Raw genomic sequence first — 18808 nt, forward strand, 5'->3', positions numbered from 1 at the left:
GATAGTGATCCAACATGTGACGGCTAGGAGCCAGCGATGAATAATACTGCTATTGACAATGACAGCTATATCAATGAGTTTGGCGGGCTGGTTACGGATAACGGTCACGCAAGTGATGAAATCGTCATTAAAATGAGCGAAGTAAGCAAATGGTATGGTGATTTCCAAGTGCTGACCGACTGTACTGCGCATGTGCATAAAGGCGATGTCGTCGTCGTATGTGGTCCATCAGGCAGTGGTAAATCGACGCTAATTAAGACTGTTAATGGGCTTGAGCCGTTTCAAAAAGGTGAAATACTGGTCAGTGGGATTTCTGTCGGTGCGCCAAAGACTAATTTGCCAAAGCTGCGCAGTCAAGTCGGTATGGTGTTCCAGCATTTTGAATTATTTCCGCATTTGACCATCATCGATAATTTGACCGTTGCGCAAATTAAAGTGTTAGGACGCAAGGAAGATGACGCTAAGAAAAAAGCAATGGCGTATCTCGATCGAGTGGGCTTGACCGTACAAGCGGCGAAATATCCAGCGGAATTATCTGGTGGTCAGCAGCAGCGCGTGGCAATTGCTCGGGCATTAGCAATGGATCCGGTCGCTATGCTATTTGATGAGCCGACGTCTGCGCTTGACCCTGAAATGATTCAAGAGGTGCTCGATGTCATGGTAGAGCTGACTCGTGATGGCATGACCATGATGTGTGTGACTCATGAAATGGGTTTTGCCAGTCAAGTTGCCAATCGCGTCATCTTTATGGATGAAGGTTATATCGTTGAAAACTGCAGTAAAGATGAATTCTTTGAAGGTGCACGCAGTGAACGAGCACAAAAGTTTTTATCAAAGATTTTAAATCAATAATATATTGAGTGTTACTCTTCATAAATGTACAAAGCGCCTATCTCTTGGGCGCTTTTTGTTGACTGATGAGCGCGTATCTATTTACTGCTATACTCTTTGCCACTATGATGATTTAACCTTATAACAATGGCTGATGCTATTGTTAAAAATAGCCGCCTACAAAACATCTGCTGAATACCTGTATAGTCGTTTTATAACCATTTATTTTTACAACAAGCATTTTATAACAAACATTTTGGAGCTTTTATGAGTATGGAAAATCTAGGGACATCGTCTAAAGCACATGGCATTGTGATTATCGGTGCTGGTCTTGCTGGCTGGCATGTCATTGATGCGATTCGTGCTAAAGATAAAGACATCCCGATTACACTTATCACGGCTGATAGTGGTGATCGCTATCATAAGCCGATGCTAACTATGGCAATCAGTCAAAACAAACAAGCAGCAGATTTGGTGCGGGCAACCGGTGAAGATGCAGCGGTAGCAGCAGGGGTTACGTTACTGGCGCATACCAGTGTGACGGATATTGATGCTGCCACTCAACAGTTGCAGCTTATCTCTGAGTTGCGCTCAGATCCCGCCAATACGAATTACGCTTCCATTCGTTATGATAAGTTGGTCTTAGCGCTTGGTGCGCATCCTATTTTCCCCAAAAGCTTACCGCAAGAGCTGGTCTGGCATGTCAATCACATTGAGCGCTTTGCTCAGTTGCAAGAGCAGTTGGCAACCGGTGCTCAGCGCGTAGCGATTATTGGTGCTGGCATGGTTGGTACGGAAATCGCTGAAGATTTACTTAAAGCAGGTCATGAAGTCACGCTGATTGATTTAAATAATGCGCCATTGTCACAAATGCTACCAGCGCAAGCCACCGCGCGTATTGCCAAAGCCATTGAGTCTCAAGGGATTCGTTTTCTAGGCGGCTGCTTGGTATCGGACGTTACTCGTAATGACGATGGCAGCTTGCAGGTCAGCTATGCGCCATTAAAGCCAGTGAATGATGATAGTAATAATGATGAAAATGCAGCGACTAATAGCAAAACCATTACCGTTGATCATGTGATTGCCAGTACTGGACTGACGGTTGATGGCAAATTACCTGCCGCTGCTGGGATTGAATTTGATAGCCGAACCGGAATTGTGGTTGATGCACCTACGCTGCGTACTAAAACGGCACATATTTATGCCATTGGTGATTGTATGTCTATTAATGGGGTAGCTTGTCGTTATGTTGCGCCATTACGGGCGCAGGCTGCAACCATTGCCGATGATGTTCTAGGGCTTGATCATGGAGGCTATGAGCATAAGCCGCCCATGATTCGCCTAAAAAATAAAGCCATTTCTGTCATGGCAACCGGCGTGCCACGCGCTGAGGGCAATTGGCAAATCAAAACAGACAGTGCTGATGAGCTGATTATGGAATTATTAGACGAGCAGAATTTGGTAAGTGCCACGGTAACGATTAAAGCGCCAGCAACGGTTTAATTCTTGGTTTAATCGTTATTGTCACTGATTATCGCCAACGCTGATTTTTTATACTGATAATAACTCACGTTTTATAGACGACAAAAAAGCAGTAAGGTTTTCGCTTACTGCTTTTTTTATTTAATTAATTTGTTATAAGAAATTTAGAACGTCTTATTATTTTGTTCAAAATAGCGCGCCAGACCATTTAACAATAAATCATTACGGATATGTACCGGACGATTGATGTGTTGGGCAATCATATTGGCATCGCCTCCAGTCATAATCAGCTCAAAATTAGGGTGGCGATTGCTAATTTCATTGACCGCACCCACGATTGACAGCAAAATGCCGCGATGTACCGCATCTTGTGTGGTTGTACCTTGCGTAATGCTATCAAAGGTGCCGTTAGAGATGGTAATTTGCTTGGTGCCAGAAAATAAAGACTCGCGTTGCAAATATATATTGGGGAAAATATAGCCGCCTAAATGCGTTGCATGGTCAATCAAATCAATGGTTACTGCCGTACCGCAACCAATTACACATTGGCGCTTTTTTTTATCGACTGTGCCCAGCATCTGTAGCCAACGGTCACAGCCCAATTGATTGGCGTCGTAATGGCTACTCATTAATGGGTGAGCAGCATCTACATGGACAAACTCAAACGGAATATTAAGGCGGCTCAAAGTCTCTGATACCTTGACGTTTAAAGTATCGCCAAGCACCGATGAGATACCGATAAAGTCAGGCGCATAACGCTCAAAGCGATCGGTTAGCCCCATTAGTAGTTCGGCAGGCGCTTGCAGATGCTGGGTGGCATCATGAGAGATAATTTGACCCACATCGTCGGTCAGCCAGTATTTAAGACGGGTGTTGCCAAGATCAAGCCAAAGCATAACTATCCTTACATGAATGCTCAATATTGCCAGTTTAAACCGTACGCATCACGTCGATACGTCCCGTAAAAAGCGCGGCAAGCTTACCGTTATCTTGACGTAATTGCAAACAGCCGTTTGTATCAATCCCGCAGGCGTGACCATGAATCACTTGTAACTCACCTTGATGGTTTTGCGTGACGAGGAGTCTTAGTCCTGCAAGGGCATCCATGGTGGCAAATTGGCGTAAAAACTCATTTCTATAAGGCGTTTGAGTGCTGCCTTGTTCAGCTGATATTTGCGTAAAGCTGGTTATGGCTGCTATTAATGCCTTACTCATTTGCTCGTATAACTCTTGCAAAGTAGGCAAGCTCGCGCTTGCAGCTAGACTAGTTTGTAAATTTAGTAACTCATAAATATCTTGTAAGCTCAGCGCTTGATAGCTCATGCCCTCGCAAGTTTGGGTGGTCAAAGTAGGCGTCGCTTGTACATTTAAACCAACGCCCATCACCACGCCCACTAATTTACCAGCGCGCCAAACGGGTTCAATTAAGATACCGGCAAGTTTATTAAAATAAATAATCGCTTCTTCATTTGTTTGAGCATGGTCATTCTGTGACTGGCTTTCTTTTTTACTACCTTTTTTATTATCTTGTTTGTAAAAGCCTAAATCATTTGCCCATTTTACCCCGATAGGCGTTAATCCTTGCGCTTGTAATTGGCTATTTAAATATTGAATAATCGGTATTTTTGCCAATTCAACACCAATAATTAGCGATAATAAGCCGCTAATAGGTGTTTGTACTGGATGATATAACGACAAATAAACGTTGCCGGGCGGTGATTGCCATGAGCGCCCCCGTTGCCCACGCCCTGCCGTTTGAGTTTCAGCCGTTAACAGGTGCAGCTGATTGGCGCAAAGTGTGCCGTCTTGTATGGCATCAATCAGCTCACTATTGGTCGATGGACTACTGATAACGTGACGATGGTTGAGACTTGAGATTGAGTCTGAAAGCTGTGCTGTGAGCGAATCGGATAGCGGCATAAGTTTAGTCGATGTGAGTCATGTGGCAGGGACAATCTTTGTTATACTACAGCAGTTTTGATATGACAATGATTGCGCATAATATCAGGGCGGAAATTAAGAATGTATCTGCTAAAGGCTAACGGAAAATAGCTATATAGCAAATCAGCATCAGTATTCGCGGCGCTCATTATGATATAGAAATCAGTACAATAAAAGTCAGGTGCGGTAAAAGGTACGCATATTAAAAGCTAAGTAAAACGAAAATAAGCCCAATAAAAGGTAGGTTAGATGATGTTATATGTGTGGTTTGTGATTGCAGGGGCGGTTGCAGGTGTGTGCGCTGGTCTATTTGGGGTAGGCGGCGGTTTGATTATTGTACCCGCGCTGGTATGGATTTTTACCGCTTATCATTTCCCACCTGACGTGGTTACCCATTTAGCAATCGGGACATCGCTTGCCACCATTATCATAACCTCCATCAGCTCGATGAGTGCGCACAATAAGCGCGGCGGTGTACGCTGGGATATCTGGCGTAATATGGCACTTGGTTTGGTCATTGGTAGTTTGGTTGGGGCTGGCGTTGCAGAAATGATTGATGGCAAATCGCTACAAGCAATTATCGGCGTTGGAGCGCTATTGGTCGCCATTAATATGTTGTTTATGTCTAATAAAGAGCAGCTGGGTAAGCCAATGCCGTCAAAGGGCGTGCAGATGGGTGCAGGAACAGGGATTGGTTTGGCATCCGCTATTTTTGGGATTGGCGGTGGTAGTTTAACCGTACCCTTTTTAAATTGGGCAGGGTTACCGATGAAGCAGTCAGTCGGTACATCTGCTGCATGTGGTTTACCGATTGCCATTGCTGGTGCGCTTGGGTTTGCTTGGTTTGGCAAAAACGTTGAAAACTTGCCAGCTGGCACAATAGGTTTTGTGCATATTTCTGGATTCTTATGTATCTCTGTGGTCAGCTTTATGATGGCAAAAGTCGGTGCCAAGCTTGCGCATCAATTGCCAGCAGCGACGTTAAAGCGTGCCTTTGGTGTCTTATTATTATTTGTTGGTGGTCAGTTATTGTTAAATGGGATTGGGGTGTTGTAAATCGATATGCCTCAAAAAAGTCTACAGATTTAAAATTATAAACCCCAAAAAACCCCTACAATTTCAGGTAAAATAGCCGCTCATTTTTTGTCGATTTGCTGACCGTTCATGCGCTTAAAATCTCTAAAATTGGCAGGCTTTAAGTCCTTTGCTAACGCGACTACTTTTACCTTTCCCCGTGGTATTACCGCCATTGTTGGACCCAACGGCTGCGGCAAATCTAACGTGATTGATGCCATTCGCTGGGTGCTCGGTGAGACGTCGGCGAAGCAGCTGCGTGGTGGAGCGATGAGCGATGTTATCTTTGCGGGTACGCAGGACAAAGCGGCGAAAAGTGTTGCCAGTGTGGAGCTGACTTTTGAGCATACTCAAGATAAGCAGACCGGAATTCGTCATGCGCTCAATCTCTATCAAGAGCTGTCCGTGCGTCGCCAAGTCAACTTGGAGGGGCGCTCAGATTATTTTATCAATGGTACGCGCTGCCGCCGCCGTGATGTGGTGGATATATTTTTGGGTACAGGTCTTGGCGCTCGCAGTTACGCGGTGATTGAGCAGGGTATGATTGGGCGCATTATCGACTCCAACCCGTTGCAGCTACGTGAGTTTATCGAAGAGGCGGCAGGCGTATCGCGCTACCAAGCGCGGCGTGAGGAGACGCAAAAAAAGCTAGAAAAAACGAGAGATAATCTGGCGCGACTACACGATATGCAAAGCGAGATGGAGCGTCAACAAAAGACCTTATCCAAGCAAGCTGCAAGTGCCCAACGCTATCACGAATTAAGCGAAAGCTTAGCCGACATTCAGCAAAAGCTTGCCATTCAACAGTTATATCAAGCAAAACATACCCAGCAGCAGCAAAAGCTTGCCCATGAACAAAGCGCTAGCGACGTTGCGGTGCTACAAGCGGATTATCAACAGCTAAAAGCCAAACAAGACAAGCTCACCGTCCATATTAATCAAGAACAATGGCTCAAAGACGATGCCCAAAGCGCGCATTATGAGCAGCAATTGCATTATCAACAAGCGGAGTACCAGCTTAACGATGTAAAGACGCAACTTGCGACACTTGAGCATCAATACAGTCAAGCGAAGCAGCAGCGCAATCAAGCAGAGACTGAAATTGCTACGCTAAAAGGCGCGCAAATTGAACAACAATTGCTTGAAAACAGCCGTCCGCAGCTGGCAGCATTAACTGCTAAACGCGCTAATTATCAAAAAAATGAGCAGTCAGAGCAGCGCGCATGGAATGAAGCGCAACATCAGCTTATTCAATTGCAAGAAAAGTCACGTGCCCTTGAGCAGCAGCAGGCATTAAGTCGCCAAGCTCAGCAACGTTTAACCATTCAGAAAGAAAAATGGACACGTCGTCATGACAATTGGCAAGCGTTATGGGCGCAGCTGCAAGCGTCTGTCTCGGGTACTGATACGGCGATAAATAAATCTAACATAAATAATGAGCCGGTCGTACAGCAGCCATCAAATAACAAAATCACCGTGTTAACTCAGCAGCTGCAACAAATCATTCGCCAGCAGGACGGTGTATCAGAACGTATAGAGGATTTGCAGCCGCAGGCATTAGATTTGAAGAAAAGCTTAGCTCATCAGCAACGCGAACTTGCCGAGCATGAAAAACGACAAGCGCTGTTATCTGGTGAATATGAAACTTTACATCAAATATTGCATCCGAAAACTAATAAAAAATTAGAGAATACAAACACCGAATCAACCGTTAGTAATATCTTAGCAAGCAATGAACAACCGTTACCAGTAACTACTTTACGTGAGCACATTGAGTTAAGTAAGCGCGGTCAAACGTATGCCGCTATTTTGGATAAAGTACTGGCGCTATGGCTGGACAGTCATGTGCTGATAGCAAGAGGTGATGCACAAAATACGGATAATACGTGCGAGCCAGTTTCAGGTTATATCGCAGAACTGCTTACTTATCAGCAGCAAGCAGGACAGGCGAAAAATGATATTAATCATAGTTTATGGCTCCCTGCAGCAATAGATTCAGCTCAAAAAAATACCTTTACAACAGCTCTTCCAAACGAGCTTGCAGATGATTTAGCCGAGCAAATCGTACCCTTATCAGCGCTGATTGCTAAACCAGCGCTTGCATTGTGGCAACAGTGCTACTTATATCTACCAAAAGACTGTTCTAATACTAATAATGGTGATGATCGCGTTAAAGCGCTATCAACTATCCTAAAAACATTGCCACCGTCAGCGTTATTATTAACCATGGATGGCTGGATAATCAGTAGCAGCGGAACTATTAATATAACTAAGCTTGCCGGCATTAAAGACCATCAAGGCAGCAGTCAGTTTTTGTCCCAGCGTCTGACTCAGCGTACGCGTCTAGAAGAATTAGAAGCGTTGCTCGATGAAGGTGATGCAGAACTAGAGCGTCAGCAGCAAACCATGAAGCATACTCAGCGCGATTATGATGCGCTTATGGTTAATCTTGAGGAGCTGCGGGCACAAATTACTGAATTAACCCGCGACAGTTATCAACTTCAGCAGCAGTTGAGTCGCGAGCAAGCAATGCAGGAACGCTTGCAAGCCGATAGTGAACGCTTATACGCAGATAAAAGCGTACTTGAGCAAGAAGAGCAGGAACTAAAGCAAGAGTCTGAAGTGTTAAAAAGTGAGCAGCTGCAAATTGACGCCGATAAAGAAAAGCTTAGTCCACAATTAACCCAAGCGCAACAGCATTGCCAGCAGCTACAACAAGCGCGCAATGAGCGCAACCGAGTTCGGCAAGCGGACGATAATGCATGGCAGTCACTACAGTTGAATATTCAGCAAAGCGAGATACAGCTGGCGCATAGTCATAGCAGCCTTGTACGGGTCACCGAGTTATATGAGGCATCTGGGCAAAAAATGCAGATGTTGGAAACTCGTATGAGCGAGCACCAGCAGCGGCTACCCAAGCTACAAGCGGATTTGCAAGCCGCGCAAGTACAGCGTGACCAGCAGCAGTTGATGGTGTCTGAGCGCGAAACCGTATTAACACAGTCTAAGCAAGAACATAATGAGCAGCAGACCACGTTAGAAGCTTGGCAAACTCAGCTACAAGCGCAGCAAAGCCAGCTGGCAGACCATGCAACGGCATTGGCACTGAGTGCCGCTCGTTTAGAAGATATGATTCAACACGCAGAGACAGCCGTGGCGCACTATCACAAAATAGTCGCGCAGTATCATAAAACCCAAGCGCCAGCTATTAATATTATAAATTTACTAGCCGACTTTATCAGTCATGCGCGCCGAGTTCGTCCCGATAAAATGGCTGAATTGAGCGCCCAGCAGAGTACACTTGAGCAGCAATTGTCTAAAATTGGTGCGGTTAATTTAGCTGCCGTTGCTGAACTCGACGAGCTTAATGAGCGCCTAGAGCCACTTGCTCAGCAGACCGCAGATATCGCCGCCAGTATGGATACCTTAAAAGCGGCGATTACCTCAATTGATGAGACTACCAAAACTTTATTTATGCAGACATTGGATGCCGTCAATATCGACCTTGGTGAGTTATTTGCCAAAGTATTCGGTGGCGGTCAAGCCAGCTTAACGCTTAATACAGAGGCTATGCCAAGCAATACGCCAAAGTCTGAGCAATGGCGCGCTGGTCTTACTTTAATGGCACAACCCAAAGGCAAGCGTAATAGTCGCCTAGCGGTATTGTCCGGTGGGGAGAAAACACTAACCGCGCTCAGTTTAATTTTTGCGATATTTAAGCAGCATCCTGCACCTTTTTGTGTGCTTGATGAGGTAGATGCACCGCTTGATGATGCCAATGTTGCGCGCTTTACTAGTCTCATTCATGAATTGGCGGATGACTTACAGTTTATTTTTATCAGTCATAATAAGCTTGCGATGCAAATTGCTGATGAATTAAAAGGTATCACCATGCCAAGTGCGGGTATTTCAGCATTGGTGAGCGTGTCGTTAGAAGATGCCGTACGTTATATTGAGAGTTAGCAGGATGGTTTGAACGATATGTTTTACATGGCTACCTGTACACATTTACGAAAGCGTCACAATGTAATGACATAGCGTCACAATATGATGACGATAAAGGTCAGCCATGCTAGACTATTGCCAATTATTAACCTTTTTATTTCCCCGTTTATTTCCCTTTTTGTCATATATTAGGATAACTCTCTCATGACTGTGATTCAGTTTATATTGATTGTCATTGCTGCATTTATATTGTTTGCAGGGCTGTTTATGGTCATGCGCAGCCTCAAGCGTCGCCAGAGTGCGGATACGCCAGTGATTAATTATGATAAAAACGGTATCCCTATTATTCCGCGCCACGAGCGTAATATTGTCGATCAACCTGACTTTGATGATACGGTTGCTGGCGAAACCACTATCACGCCCAATCGCGATTATCTGCATGCCGTGATTGAAGATGTACCTGCGCGTGGTCAGGGTTCAGATTATCAAGCGCATAATGACAAAACCAGTGCAGACTTTGCGCGCTGGCAAGCAGAACAGAATCAGCAAGACAATGCAGAATTTGGGCAATTATCCAAAACTCTGTACGGCGATGAGCATAATCAAATGAATGGCAATCAAGAAGGCGATGCCTTTTCAAGCTTAATGTCTGCTACTGACAATTTAATGCCGGTTATTGATACTGCCGCTGAGCCTGCATTTACTGATAACAGCCCAATACTCGATCAGCATCTATTAGAGCCGGTCGATGAGGCGCAAAATAGCCCACTGATTCATGCGCAAGACAATATCAATATCACCATTTTACCGCATCAATATCGTGACCGTCCGCCAGCTATCATTCGTGGGCAAGATTTATTGGGTTTGGTGGATAAATACGGTTTGCGTTTTGGCGCGATGAATATGTTCCACCGTTATGAGCAAAAAGAAGGCACAGGCATCTTGTGGTTTAGCATGATGGGCATCACGGATAATGGTATTGCACCCTTTGACCCGCATAGCGTCGCGACCAATACTTATAATGGCGTGGTACTATTTTTATCGCTGCCACATCCACGCGCGCTCGTGAGCTTTGATAGCATGATGAGCATTGCTTATATGATGGCAAATGACTTAGACGCGATGATGCTTGATGAAAACAACGAACCAATTACGCCTGAATATAAACAGCAACTACGCAATTACGTACGCGATTATCAAGCGTAAATGCTGAACGTGTTAAACAATGAATATTAAAACCAAGACCATTTATTTAGTTATCCATTAAATATAAAAAAGCATCAACGGTGCAATTAACCACCTTAATTTAGTCATAATGAGTTGGTATTTTGCACCAGCTATTCGTGCTCCTTCCGTAGAAAATTGGTATCATATCGGCATCTTGAATAGCACAGATGCCGACCATGACCACTCCTATCGTACCGCCTACTTTTGCACACACCAACACGCAACCAATCACTTCTCAAAATAATGAAACCTCTATCATTGCGACAACTGACGAGTCCATTATCGCCCAAATGCGCACGCTTATTGCCACTCTAAAAACTCATAACAATGCTTATTATGTCCTCGACAATCCTATCTTAGAGGACAGCGAATACGATCAATTACGCCTGTCGTTACAAGAGCTTGAAGAAGCTTATCCAGATTTGGTACAGCCAGACAGCCCAATCAATCAAGTCGGCGATATGCCATTATCTGCGTTTACCCAAGTTACTCATGACACGCCCATGCTATCGCTGGGTAATGTGTTTGAATACGACGATTTACGTGATTTTATGCGCCGTGTTAATGACCGCTTAAGCGTGGCGCAGCAAAGTCCAGAGTATGAAATGGAGCTTAAGCTAGATGGCTTGGCAGTATCGCTTAAATATGAATACGGTACGTTTGTGCAAGCAGTAACGCGCGGTGACGGGCAAACCGGCGAGGACATCACTCAAAATGCCAAGACCATTCGTAATTTACCGTTATGGATTGCGGCGGCTACTGATATTCCATTATTAGAAGTACGCGGTGAAGTGGTGATGCCCAAGGCAGGCTTTGAACGCCTGAATCGTTTGGCGGAAGAAAATGGCGATAAAGTCTTTGCCAATCCGCGTAATGCTGCCGCTGGTAGTTTGCGTCAGCTTGACCCTGCCATCGCTGCCAGTCGTCCACTAGCGTTTTATGGTTATTCAGTCAATCAAGGATTGCCAGATACTATTGCTACTCAATCCGCAGCATTGGCTTGGATTAAAGAAATTGGCTTTACTGTCAGCGCGGTGGAAGTCGTACAGAATCCACGTGAGGCACAAGCCTATTATGAATCGGTGATAGAAGGACGTGCCGAATTACCATTTGAGATTGATGGCACGGTAATTAAGGTTAATAGCTTGGCGCTCCAGCAACAGCTTGGCTTTTTATCACGCGAGCCGCGCTGGGCGACCGCCTATAAATTTCCTGCCGAAACTGTCATGACGCGCTTGCAAACGATTGATTGGCAAGTCGGGCGTACCGGAGCCATTACTCCTGTTGGTAAGTTAGAACCTGTAAAAGTCGGCGGCGTTACTGTTAGTAATGTCACCTTACACAACTTTGGCGAGATTCAGCGTCTCGATGTGCGCGCCGGTGATATGGTCAGCGTCCACCGTGCAGGCGATGTCATTCCTAAAGTCACCCGCGTTTGGCATGAGCAGCGCCCAGCTGATTCTGAACCTGTGCAGCTGCCGTCCACTTGTCCAGTGTGTCACTCGCCCGTGATATTGCCGGATAATGAAGCGTTGGCGCGCTGTACCGGTGGACTGTTTTGCCCCGCACAGCAGCAAGAAGCGCTGATCCACTTTGTCTCGCGTCGGGCGATGGATATTGATGGCTTGGGCGCAAGTTGGCTGATTGGCTTTTTTGAACATGGGTTAATCAAAACCGTTGCCGATATTTATCAATTACACGAGCATCAAGAAGAACTGATTACCCTTGAAAAACTGGGCGAAAAGTCCGTGCAAAATATCCTAAACGCGATAGAAGTTAGCAAACAGACCACGCTACCACGCTTTATCTACGCGCTTGGTATTCGCGGTGTTGGCGAAACCACCGCGCAAAACCTCGCCCAGCAATTTGGCGACCTTGATGCCTTAATGTCCGCCAGTATCGAAAAGTTGCTCCTCACGCCTGATGTTGGCGCTATCACCGCTGAGCTTGCTTATAAATTCTTCCGCGCACCGCATAATATCGAAGTCATCACCGCGCTACGTGAGGCAGGCGTCCATTGGGACAAAGTCGAGCAAGTAGTGTCAGAAGGATTACCACTCGATGGGCAAACGTGGGTTATCACAGGCGCATTGCATAGCATGGCGCGTGATGAAGCCAAAGCCAAACTGCAAGCGTTAGGTGCAAAAGTATCCGGCAGTATCTCCGCAAAGACCACTGCATTATTAGCAGGCGAAAAGGCTGGTTCGAAAATGGCGAAGGCTGAAAAACTTGGCGTAAAAGTTGTGGGTGAGGAAGAGTTTTTGGCGTTGGTTGGGGAAGAGAAAAATCAAAATATTAATGATAATACTGTGATTATTTTATAGTAATTTAACGCAACTTGGTTTTTCTATAACATCACCTATAATTATTTTAAAAATTAAAAGGAAATTAAGATGGCTCAAGACTTAACAGAGTCTCTACATGAGAGACAAAATATTCTAAATAACCGTTATGTACTGGAACAGGCGGAACAGCATTTAGAGTTAGGCGGTACACTTTATAATGGTGATATTGTATTTACTAAACAGCAAGTAATGACTATGTTTGAAATAAGCGATGCTACTATAGAGCGGTACTTATCTTCTTACACTGAGGAATTAAAAAATAATGGATATAAAACTTTAAGAGGAACAAAGCTAAAAGAATTCAAGAGTTTAGCTTTTGGTACCCTCATCAATGAGGGTACCAAAACTACAGTATTAGGAGTATTCACATTCCGTGCCGTACTCAATCTTGGTATGTTATTAACTGAAAGCGAATCTGCAAGATTATTACGTTCTCGAGTGTTAGATATTGTGCTAGATGTCATGGCTGAGCGTTCAGGAGGGCATACTAAGTTTATTAACCAGCGTGATGAAGATTATTTATTAGCCGCTGTCCAAGAAGATAATTATCGCCAAAATTTTACTGACGCTTTAGATAATTATGTAGAAGGTAATAAATGGAAATATGGCATATTTACTAATCTAATTTACCAGAGTATTTTCAAAGAAAATGCTACTGAATATAAGAAAATATTAAAGCTTAATACTAAAGATAATATTAGAGAAACTATGTATTCTGAAGTACTTAACTTAATTGCCAGTTTTGAAGCAGGAATTGCGCACGAATTAAAGATAGCCAGTAACAGTAAGAAATCTCGGCTCACTCATAAAGAAGCCAAAGCGTTAATCCAGAGTTTCGAGACCCACCCACTATTCAATCCGTTAATTTTGAATGCACGCACTAAAATGGCAAGTCGTGATTTATGTTTCAGGGATGCCCTACATGAGAAGCTAGAAGCTTATATCAAAGCAGTGCCTGAAGCAGATTTCGAAAGATTTTTAGGCGAAAAAAGTAAATCTCTAGAAGAGCAACTAAGTGATCCTGAGACGTTAGCAGTATTTAAACGTTTAAAGGATCGCTAATATGTCCGATAACTATGAATCAAGCTTCTTATACTTTAACGCCGCTCATGCTATTCAAACTCATGACTGGATTATCACTCATTCAGGCGGATTAGTTGGTATAAAAGATATAGGGCAATTAGAAAGTCCATTAGATCACGTTCGAAACGACTTTTATTATCCAGAGATAGAGGATAAGCTGACTCATTTGGTTTTTTCTATAAATAAACACCATGCATTTAATGACGGTAATAAACGTTCTTCATTAGCGCTAGGTGCTTATTTTTTAGAACTCAATGGGTTTGATTATATTGTTCATCATTTTATTAATGAAATGGAAAATATTGCAGTTTGGGTGGCTTCTAACGCCATTGATAAAGATCTATTGCATAAACTAATTAGTTCTATTATCTACGAAGATGACTATTCAGAAGAGTTGAAACTAGAGCTTTATCGAGCGTTACAATAATAAGTATTGTATAAGCAAAAAAAATACACGCTACTAACTTCTACTCCTGCACCTCTCCATGCACCTTAACTTCACTTTTCTTACCATCCGGCTGAATCACGATAGGCAATACTAGACCTTTAGCAAAGTCACCTGACAATATATAATCATATTTGCTAGCAGCGATATCAGGCGTGGTATGAATAATGAGCGTCATATCTTTAGTATCTGTCAGCTCATGTGAGACATAGCTGGTACTAAGTTGGTCAAGCACCTTTGATAGCGCCTCATTACTTGCCATGCTTATGGTTAGATTGTGCTGGGCGGTGGTGTTATCGACTTTGAAGTATTCTGCATAGTCGCGGACATTTTGGCTATCAAGGGCAAAGGGATATTGATAGTTAGCTTGGTTAGCCGCTTTTTCGCCGCTATCAATGCGCGTCCAATCTATGACCGTCGGCGCGTTGGCTGTTGCACTGGCTGCCGGCTGAGTTTCTGCTTGATCGCTATCCTGTTGAGCAGTGCTATTGGCATTGTCTGCATTATTGCATCCACTTAGCATCCACACGCCCGCCGCACTTATAATTAGCATATTGATTAGGCGCTTTGCCATCGACATATCTCCCGATTCTTCGTCATCATAACGGTTGTTTTTTAATTTATACGATTGACGTGCTGATACGCCAGTCTACTGTGAGGTATTTTGACAGTTTTTATGCTCGTTCACCAGTGCAATGCTAACGGCTGGATATTATTCTTATAAACATAAAAAAACAGAAGCATAAAAAAACAGCCATCGTTTGATGACTGTTTCTGAATGTACTGTTCTTAGTAAAAAAGCGTTGCTAACTATTAATGGCTACTATAGCTGGCTATTTTTTCTTATTATTATTAAATAGCGCATCTATAAAGGCAGTTAATTAGCGCTTTTCACAGTTTACTTGATAAGCCGTACCGTCTTTCCATTTCATGGCAAGGATACCTTTATCGCCTTTCATGTGCCATGCATAAGATACTTCTGGATTGGCATCATTCACATAGCTTGCCGTGTCACCTTCAACACCACCATTTAACAATACTGGCTGTTGTGTCCATTTGATTTTAGGCACAGTCGCATTGACCATCACTTGTTGCTTGTTGATTGATTGTTTTGCCATAACTTGTGCGTCATCAGTACAAGTATAACGCTCTGGCATCATACGGTCATAGGCAGCATCGGTCACGCTTTCGGCTGGAGTAGATGGGGTTGGAGCAGTGGTCGCACAGGCACTTAGTAAAGCAAGAGCTGGCAGGGCAATAGCAAATTTTAATGTGGTATTCATCATATTCTCCAAAAAGTAAAATTAAGCAAAACAAAGTAAATGAAACAATGTTTTTTAAAGGTTCTTAAAAAATTCTTAAAACACGCTAAGCGCATGACGTTCATGATATATAAAAGCGAATCGCGATAATGTTAGGAATTGTTCTCAAGCTGTGGGCTAACTGTCACTCTAGTTACATAATTAATGAATCGTGTAAGTCTTTATCACTAGCGATAATTGAATAAGAAAAAGCGCACAATGGCTGGATGGCTATTGTGCGCTTTTATATGAGCTAAATTTTTAACTCATCTGTTAATAGAAAAGTAATATATCGCTATGGGTATCGCTTGGCTTACTTATAGCTTACTTAGTTCGGCGCGGTGGCAAGCCGGTGTGCTGGGTTTGAAAATTACCTTTACTGACCTTTTTGCTGTGTGTGCCGACAGTGTTTTTACCGGTCGAGTTTTTCGCAGCACTCGCACTGTTATTATTGCGCTTCACCGAGTCATTACCTAAGCGGCTGTTCTTTTTACGTGCCGATTGATAGCTGTCTTGTGCGGCTTCGCGCCCTTCTAAGCTGGCATTAAAGGGCGGTATCAAACAGCCACGATTTTTACCAATCAAGTCACTACGTCCCATATCTTGCAGCGCTTTACGCAGTAGTACCCAGTTTTTTGGGTCATGGTAGCGCAAGAATGCTTTATGCAATTTACGCTGTTTGCCTGACTTGACGATATCCATATCACCTTCAAGACGGCTGATTTTATGCAGCGGGTCTTTATGAGTATGATACATGGTGGTGGCAGTTGCCATAGGGCTTGGGTAAAACGCCTGTACTTGGTCAGCACGGTAGCCATGGCTTTTTAGCCAAATCGCAAGATTCATCATGTCTTCATCTTTAGTGCCCGGATGCGCGGCGATAAAGTAAGGAATCAGATACTGCTCTTTGCCTGCCTCTTGGCTATACTGCTCAAACATGGCTTTAAATTTGTCATAATTGCCCATGCCCGGCTTCATCATTTTTGATAAGACGTTTTCTTCTGAATGCTCAGGGGCAATTTTAAGATAGCCACCGACATGATGACTGACCAGTTCTTTGACATATTCAGGGTCTTTAATCGCCAAATCATAACGTAGACCGGAAGCGATTAGGATTTTCTTCACGCCTTTGATATCACGTGCTTTACGATATAGCTTGGTTAAATTGCTATGGTCAGTAATGAGGTTTTCACAGACGTCAGGATAGACACAAGACGGCTTACGGCAATTCTTTTCAATGGTGCTGTCTTTACAGCTTAGACGATACATATTTGCCGTCGGTCCACCAAGATCCGATATCACGCCAGTAAAACTGGGCGCGGTATCACGAATGGCTTCCACTTCACGTAAGATAGATTCTTCAGAGCGATTTTGAATAATGCGTCCTTCGTGCTCAGTAATAGAGCAAAAAGTACAGCCACCAAAACAGCCGCGCATGATATTGACTGAGAATTTAATCATGTCATAAGCAGGAATACGCGCATCGCCATAACTTGGATGCGGCAGACGCGCATATGGCAAGTCAAAGACATAATCCATCTCTTCCGTTGATAGCGGAATCGGTGGTGGATTGAGCCAAACGTCAATCGAGGTGTGTGAGTTGCCCGCACCGCTACTATGACGCTGTACCAATGCGCGCGCGTTGCCCGGATTGGTTTCAAGATGCAGGATACGGCTGGCATGCGCGTATAATACCGGATCAGATTTGACGTGCTCGTAATCTGGCAGGCGGATGACTGTCTTTTCACGTGGTGGCATTTTCAGTTTATATTTGAGTGCCGTCTTTGGCTTGTCATTCTCTGTTCTATCAAAGCCGCGCATCTGCACCACTTGGGTCTCTTCGTCCACTTGCTCAGCATTCACTATTTTATTGGTGACTGGCTCAGAGACAAACCCTGGATATTGAGAAGACATTGAGCTTTGTAACGGTGATATGGTGGTTTTATCTTGTTCAATTGAGCAAGCATCAACGTCTTCCGTCATCACATACGGATTGATAATCGGGTCAACGCGACCGACAGTATCAACGTCATTACTCGCCACTTCGGTCATATCTGCTTGCCAATGACGACGCGTCGGGGTTAATAAATAACAGGTACCGCGCAATTTGCTCATTTGCTCAAGGGTATAGCCTTTTGATAAGCCATGTACCACATCAACGATGGCGCGCTCGGCATTACCATATAATAAAACATCAGCACGGGCATCCAGCAAGATACTGCGGCGCACTTTATCTGACCAGTAGTCATAATGGGCGATACGGCGCAGACTACCTTCAATACCGCCTAAAATAATCGGTACATCAGGATAGGCTTCACGGCAGCGCTGGCTATATACGATTGCCGCGCGGTCAGGGCGTTTGTCCGCGACATTACCCGGTGAATATGCGTCATCACTACGAATCTTGCGGTCAGCGGTATAACGGTTAATCATGCTGTCCATGTTGCCAGCGGTCACACCATAAGCATAAACCGGCTTACCAAGCTCCATAAACGCGTCTTTACTTTTCCAATCTGGCTGCGCAATGATACCGACGCGAAAGCCTTGTGACTCTAACAAACGCCCAATAATTGCCATCCCAAAGCTAGGATGATCGACATAAGCGTCGCCGGATATGATAATCACATCACACGCATCCCAACCCAGCGCGTCCATCTCAGCACGGCTCATCGGTAAATATGGCGCAGGCTCGTAGCAGCTTGCCCAATGTTTATCATAATCGTATAGGGGAGTGGTGCCTTGTTTAAAGGCAGTGCGGGCGATGGTATCGGCAGACATGAGCGGACCTGTTGGCTAATAAAACGGATAAGAAAATAGCTAAAATAATGATAAAAAAGCGAGACGTAGCAATGAAAATAAACGACTGAATGATTTAAAATCAATGATTTATCATTACCAAATGGTCGCTCATTTAAAGGCGCTCATCTTAACATGAAAAACCCTCAGTATGTAAGAAACAAGTGCGATAAGTGATTGATAAGCTTAAGGCTATGTGGCAAAAAACTCAGATTATTGATCATTAAAAAGGCAGCGTATTGCCATATTAATTCTCGCATCCATTCGCTACAATCAATAATAGTTTATTATTAAGCAGGCGATTTTCTGCCCTGTTCTCCTATTATATTTACAACTTT

General features: G+C 44.0%; 13 protein-coding genes. 8 read left to right on the forward strand and 5 right to left on the reverse strand.

The window, feature by feature from the left end:
• Positions 1-132: 132 nt before the first annotated feature.
• Complete coding sequence (locus tag AAEY78_RS01460; protein WP_352336826.1) at positions 133-852, forward strand: amino acid ABC transporter ATP-binding protein; 720 nt, start codon at positions 133-135, stop codon at positions 850-852.
• 246 nt (positions 853-1098) lie between these two features.
• The gene (locus AAEY78_RS01465; RefSeq protein ID WP_352336674.1) at positions 1099-2334 is read left to right on the forward strand and encodes an FAD-dependent oxidoreductase; all 1236 of its coding nucleotides are present in this window, start codon (positions 1099-1101) and stop codon (positions 2332-2334) included.
• Between the two features lie 143 nt (positions 2335-2477).
• On the opposite strand, the gene AAEY78_RS01470 is transcribed toward AAEY78_RS01465, so the two are convergent.
• Entirely contained in the window at positions 2478-3209 is a 732-nt protein-coding gene (locus AAEY78_RS01470; protein ID WP_352336676.1) for a pantothenate kinase, read from the reverse strand.
• A 34-nt stretch (positions 3210-3243) separates the two neighbouring features.
• A complete protein-coding gene (locus AAEY78_RS01475; RefSeq protein WP_352336678.1) occupies positions 3244-4233 on the reverse strand; it encodes a biotin--[acetyl-CoA-carboxylase] ligase in 990 nt (329 codons plus the stop codon).
• A 273-nt stretch (positions 4234-4506) separates the two neighbouring features.
• Between AAEY78_RS01475 and AAEY78_RS01480 the strand changes: the two genes are divergently transcribed.
• From AAEY78_RS01480 to AAEY78_RS01505, 6 genes are all read left to right on the forward strand, one after another.
• On the forward strand, positions 4507-5310 hold the full coding sequence (locus tag AAEY78_RS01480) for a sulfite exporter TauE/SafE family protein (protein WP_352336828.1): 804 nt from the start codon (positions 4507-4509) through the stop codon (positions 5308-5310).
• A gap of 108 nt (positions 5311-5418) precedes the next feature.
• Positions 5419-9291, forward strand: coding sequence for an AAA family ATPase (locus tag AAEY78_RS01485; RefSeq protein WP_352336680.1), 3873 nt, complete (start codon positions 5419-5421; stop codon positions 9289-9291).
• Positions 9292-9477: 186 nt separating this feature from the next.
• Positions 9478-10479 carry a cell division protein ZipA C-terminal FtsZ-binding domain-containing protein gene (locus tag AAEY78_RS01490; protein ID WP_352336681.1) on the forward strand — a complete coding sequence of 334 codons (1002 nt, stop codon included), beginning with the start codon at positions 9478-9480 and terminating at the stop codon, positions 10477-10479.
• 197 nt (positions 10480-10676) lie between these two features.
• The gene (gene ligA / locus AAEY78_RS01495) at positions 10677-12824 is read left to right on the forward strand and encodes an NAD-dependent DNA ligase LigA (protein WP_352336682.1); all 2148 of its coding nucleotides are present in this window, start codon (positions 10677-10679) and stop codon (positions 12822-12824) included.
• Positions 12825-12893: 69 nt separating this feature from the next.
• Positions 12894-13907 (forward strand): DNA-binding protein, encoded by a 1014-nt coding sequence (locus AAEY78_RS01500; RefSeq protein WP_352336684.1) that lies wholly within the window; start codon positions 12894-12896, stop codon positions 13905-13907.
• Between the two features lies 1 nt (position 13908).
• Positions 13909-14355, forward strand: coding sequence for a type II toxin-antitoxin system death-on-curing family toxin (locus tag AAEY78_RS01505; protein ID WP_352336685.1), 447 nt, complete (start codon positions 13909-13911; stop codon positions 14353-14355).
• A 40-nt stretch (positions 14356-14395) separates the two neighbouring features.
• On the opposite strand, the gene AAEY78_RS01510 is transcribed toward AAEY78_RS01505, so the two are convergent.
• The 3 genes from AAEY78_RS01510 to AAEY78_RS01520 form a co-directional block, all read right to left on the reverse strand.
• Positions 14396-14947 carry a hypothetical protein gene (locus AAEY78_RS01510; protein WP_352336687.1) on the reverse strand — a complete coding sequence of 184 codons (552 nt, stop codon included), beginning with the start codon at positions 14945-14947 and terminating at the stop codon, positions 14396-14398.
• A 307-nt stretch (positions 14948-15254) separates the two neighbouring features.
• Positions 15255-15656, reverse strand: a complete 402-nt coding sequence (locus tag AAEY78_RS01515; protein WP_352336689.1) for a hypothetical protein — start codon at positions 15654-15656, stop codon at positions 15255-15257.
• A gap of 342 nt (positions 15657-15998) precedes the next feature.
• Positions 15999-18452 (reverse strand): YgiQ family radical SAM protein, encoded by a 2454-nt coding sequence (locus AAEY78_RS01520; RefSeq protein ID WP_352336690.1) that lies wholly within the window; start codon positions 18450-18452, stop codon positions 15999-16001.
• Positions 18453-18808: the final 356 nt, after the last annotated feature.

Source organism: Psychrobacter sp. 16-MNA-CIBAN-0192 (genome assembly GCF_040309565.1).
Classification (GTDB): Bacteria; Pseudomonadota; Gammaproteobacteria; order Pseudomonadales; family Moraxellaceae; genus Psychrobacter.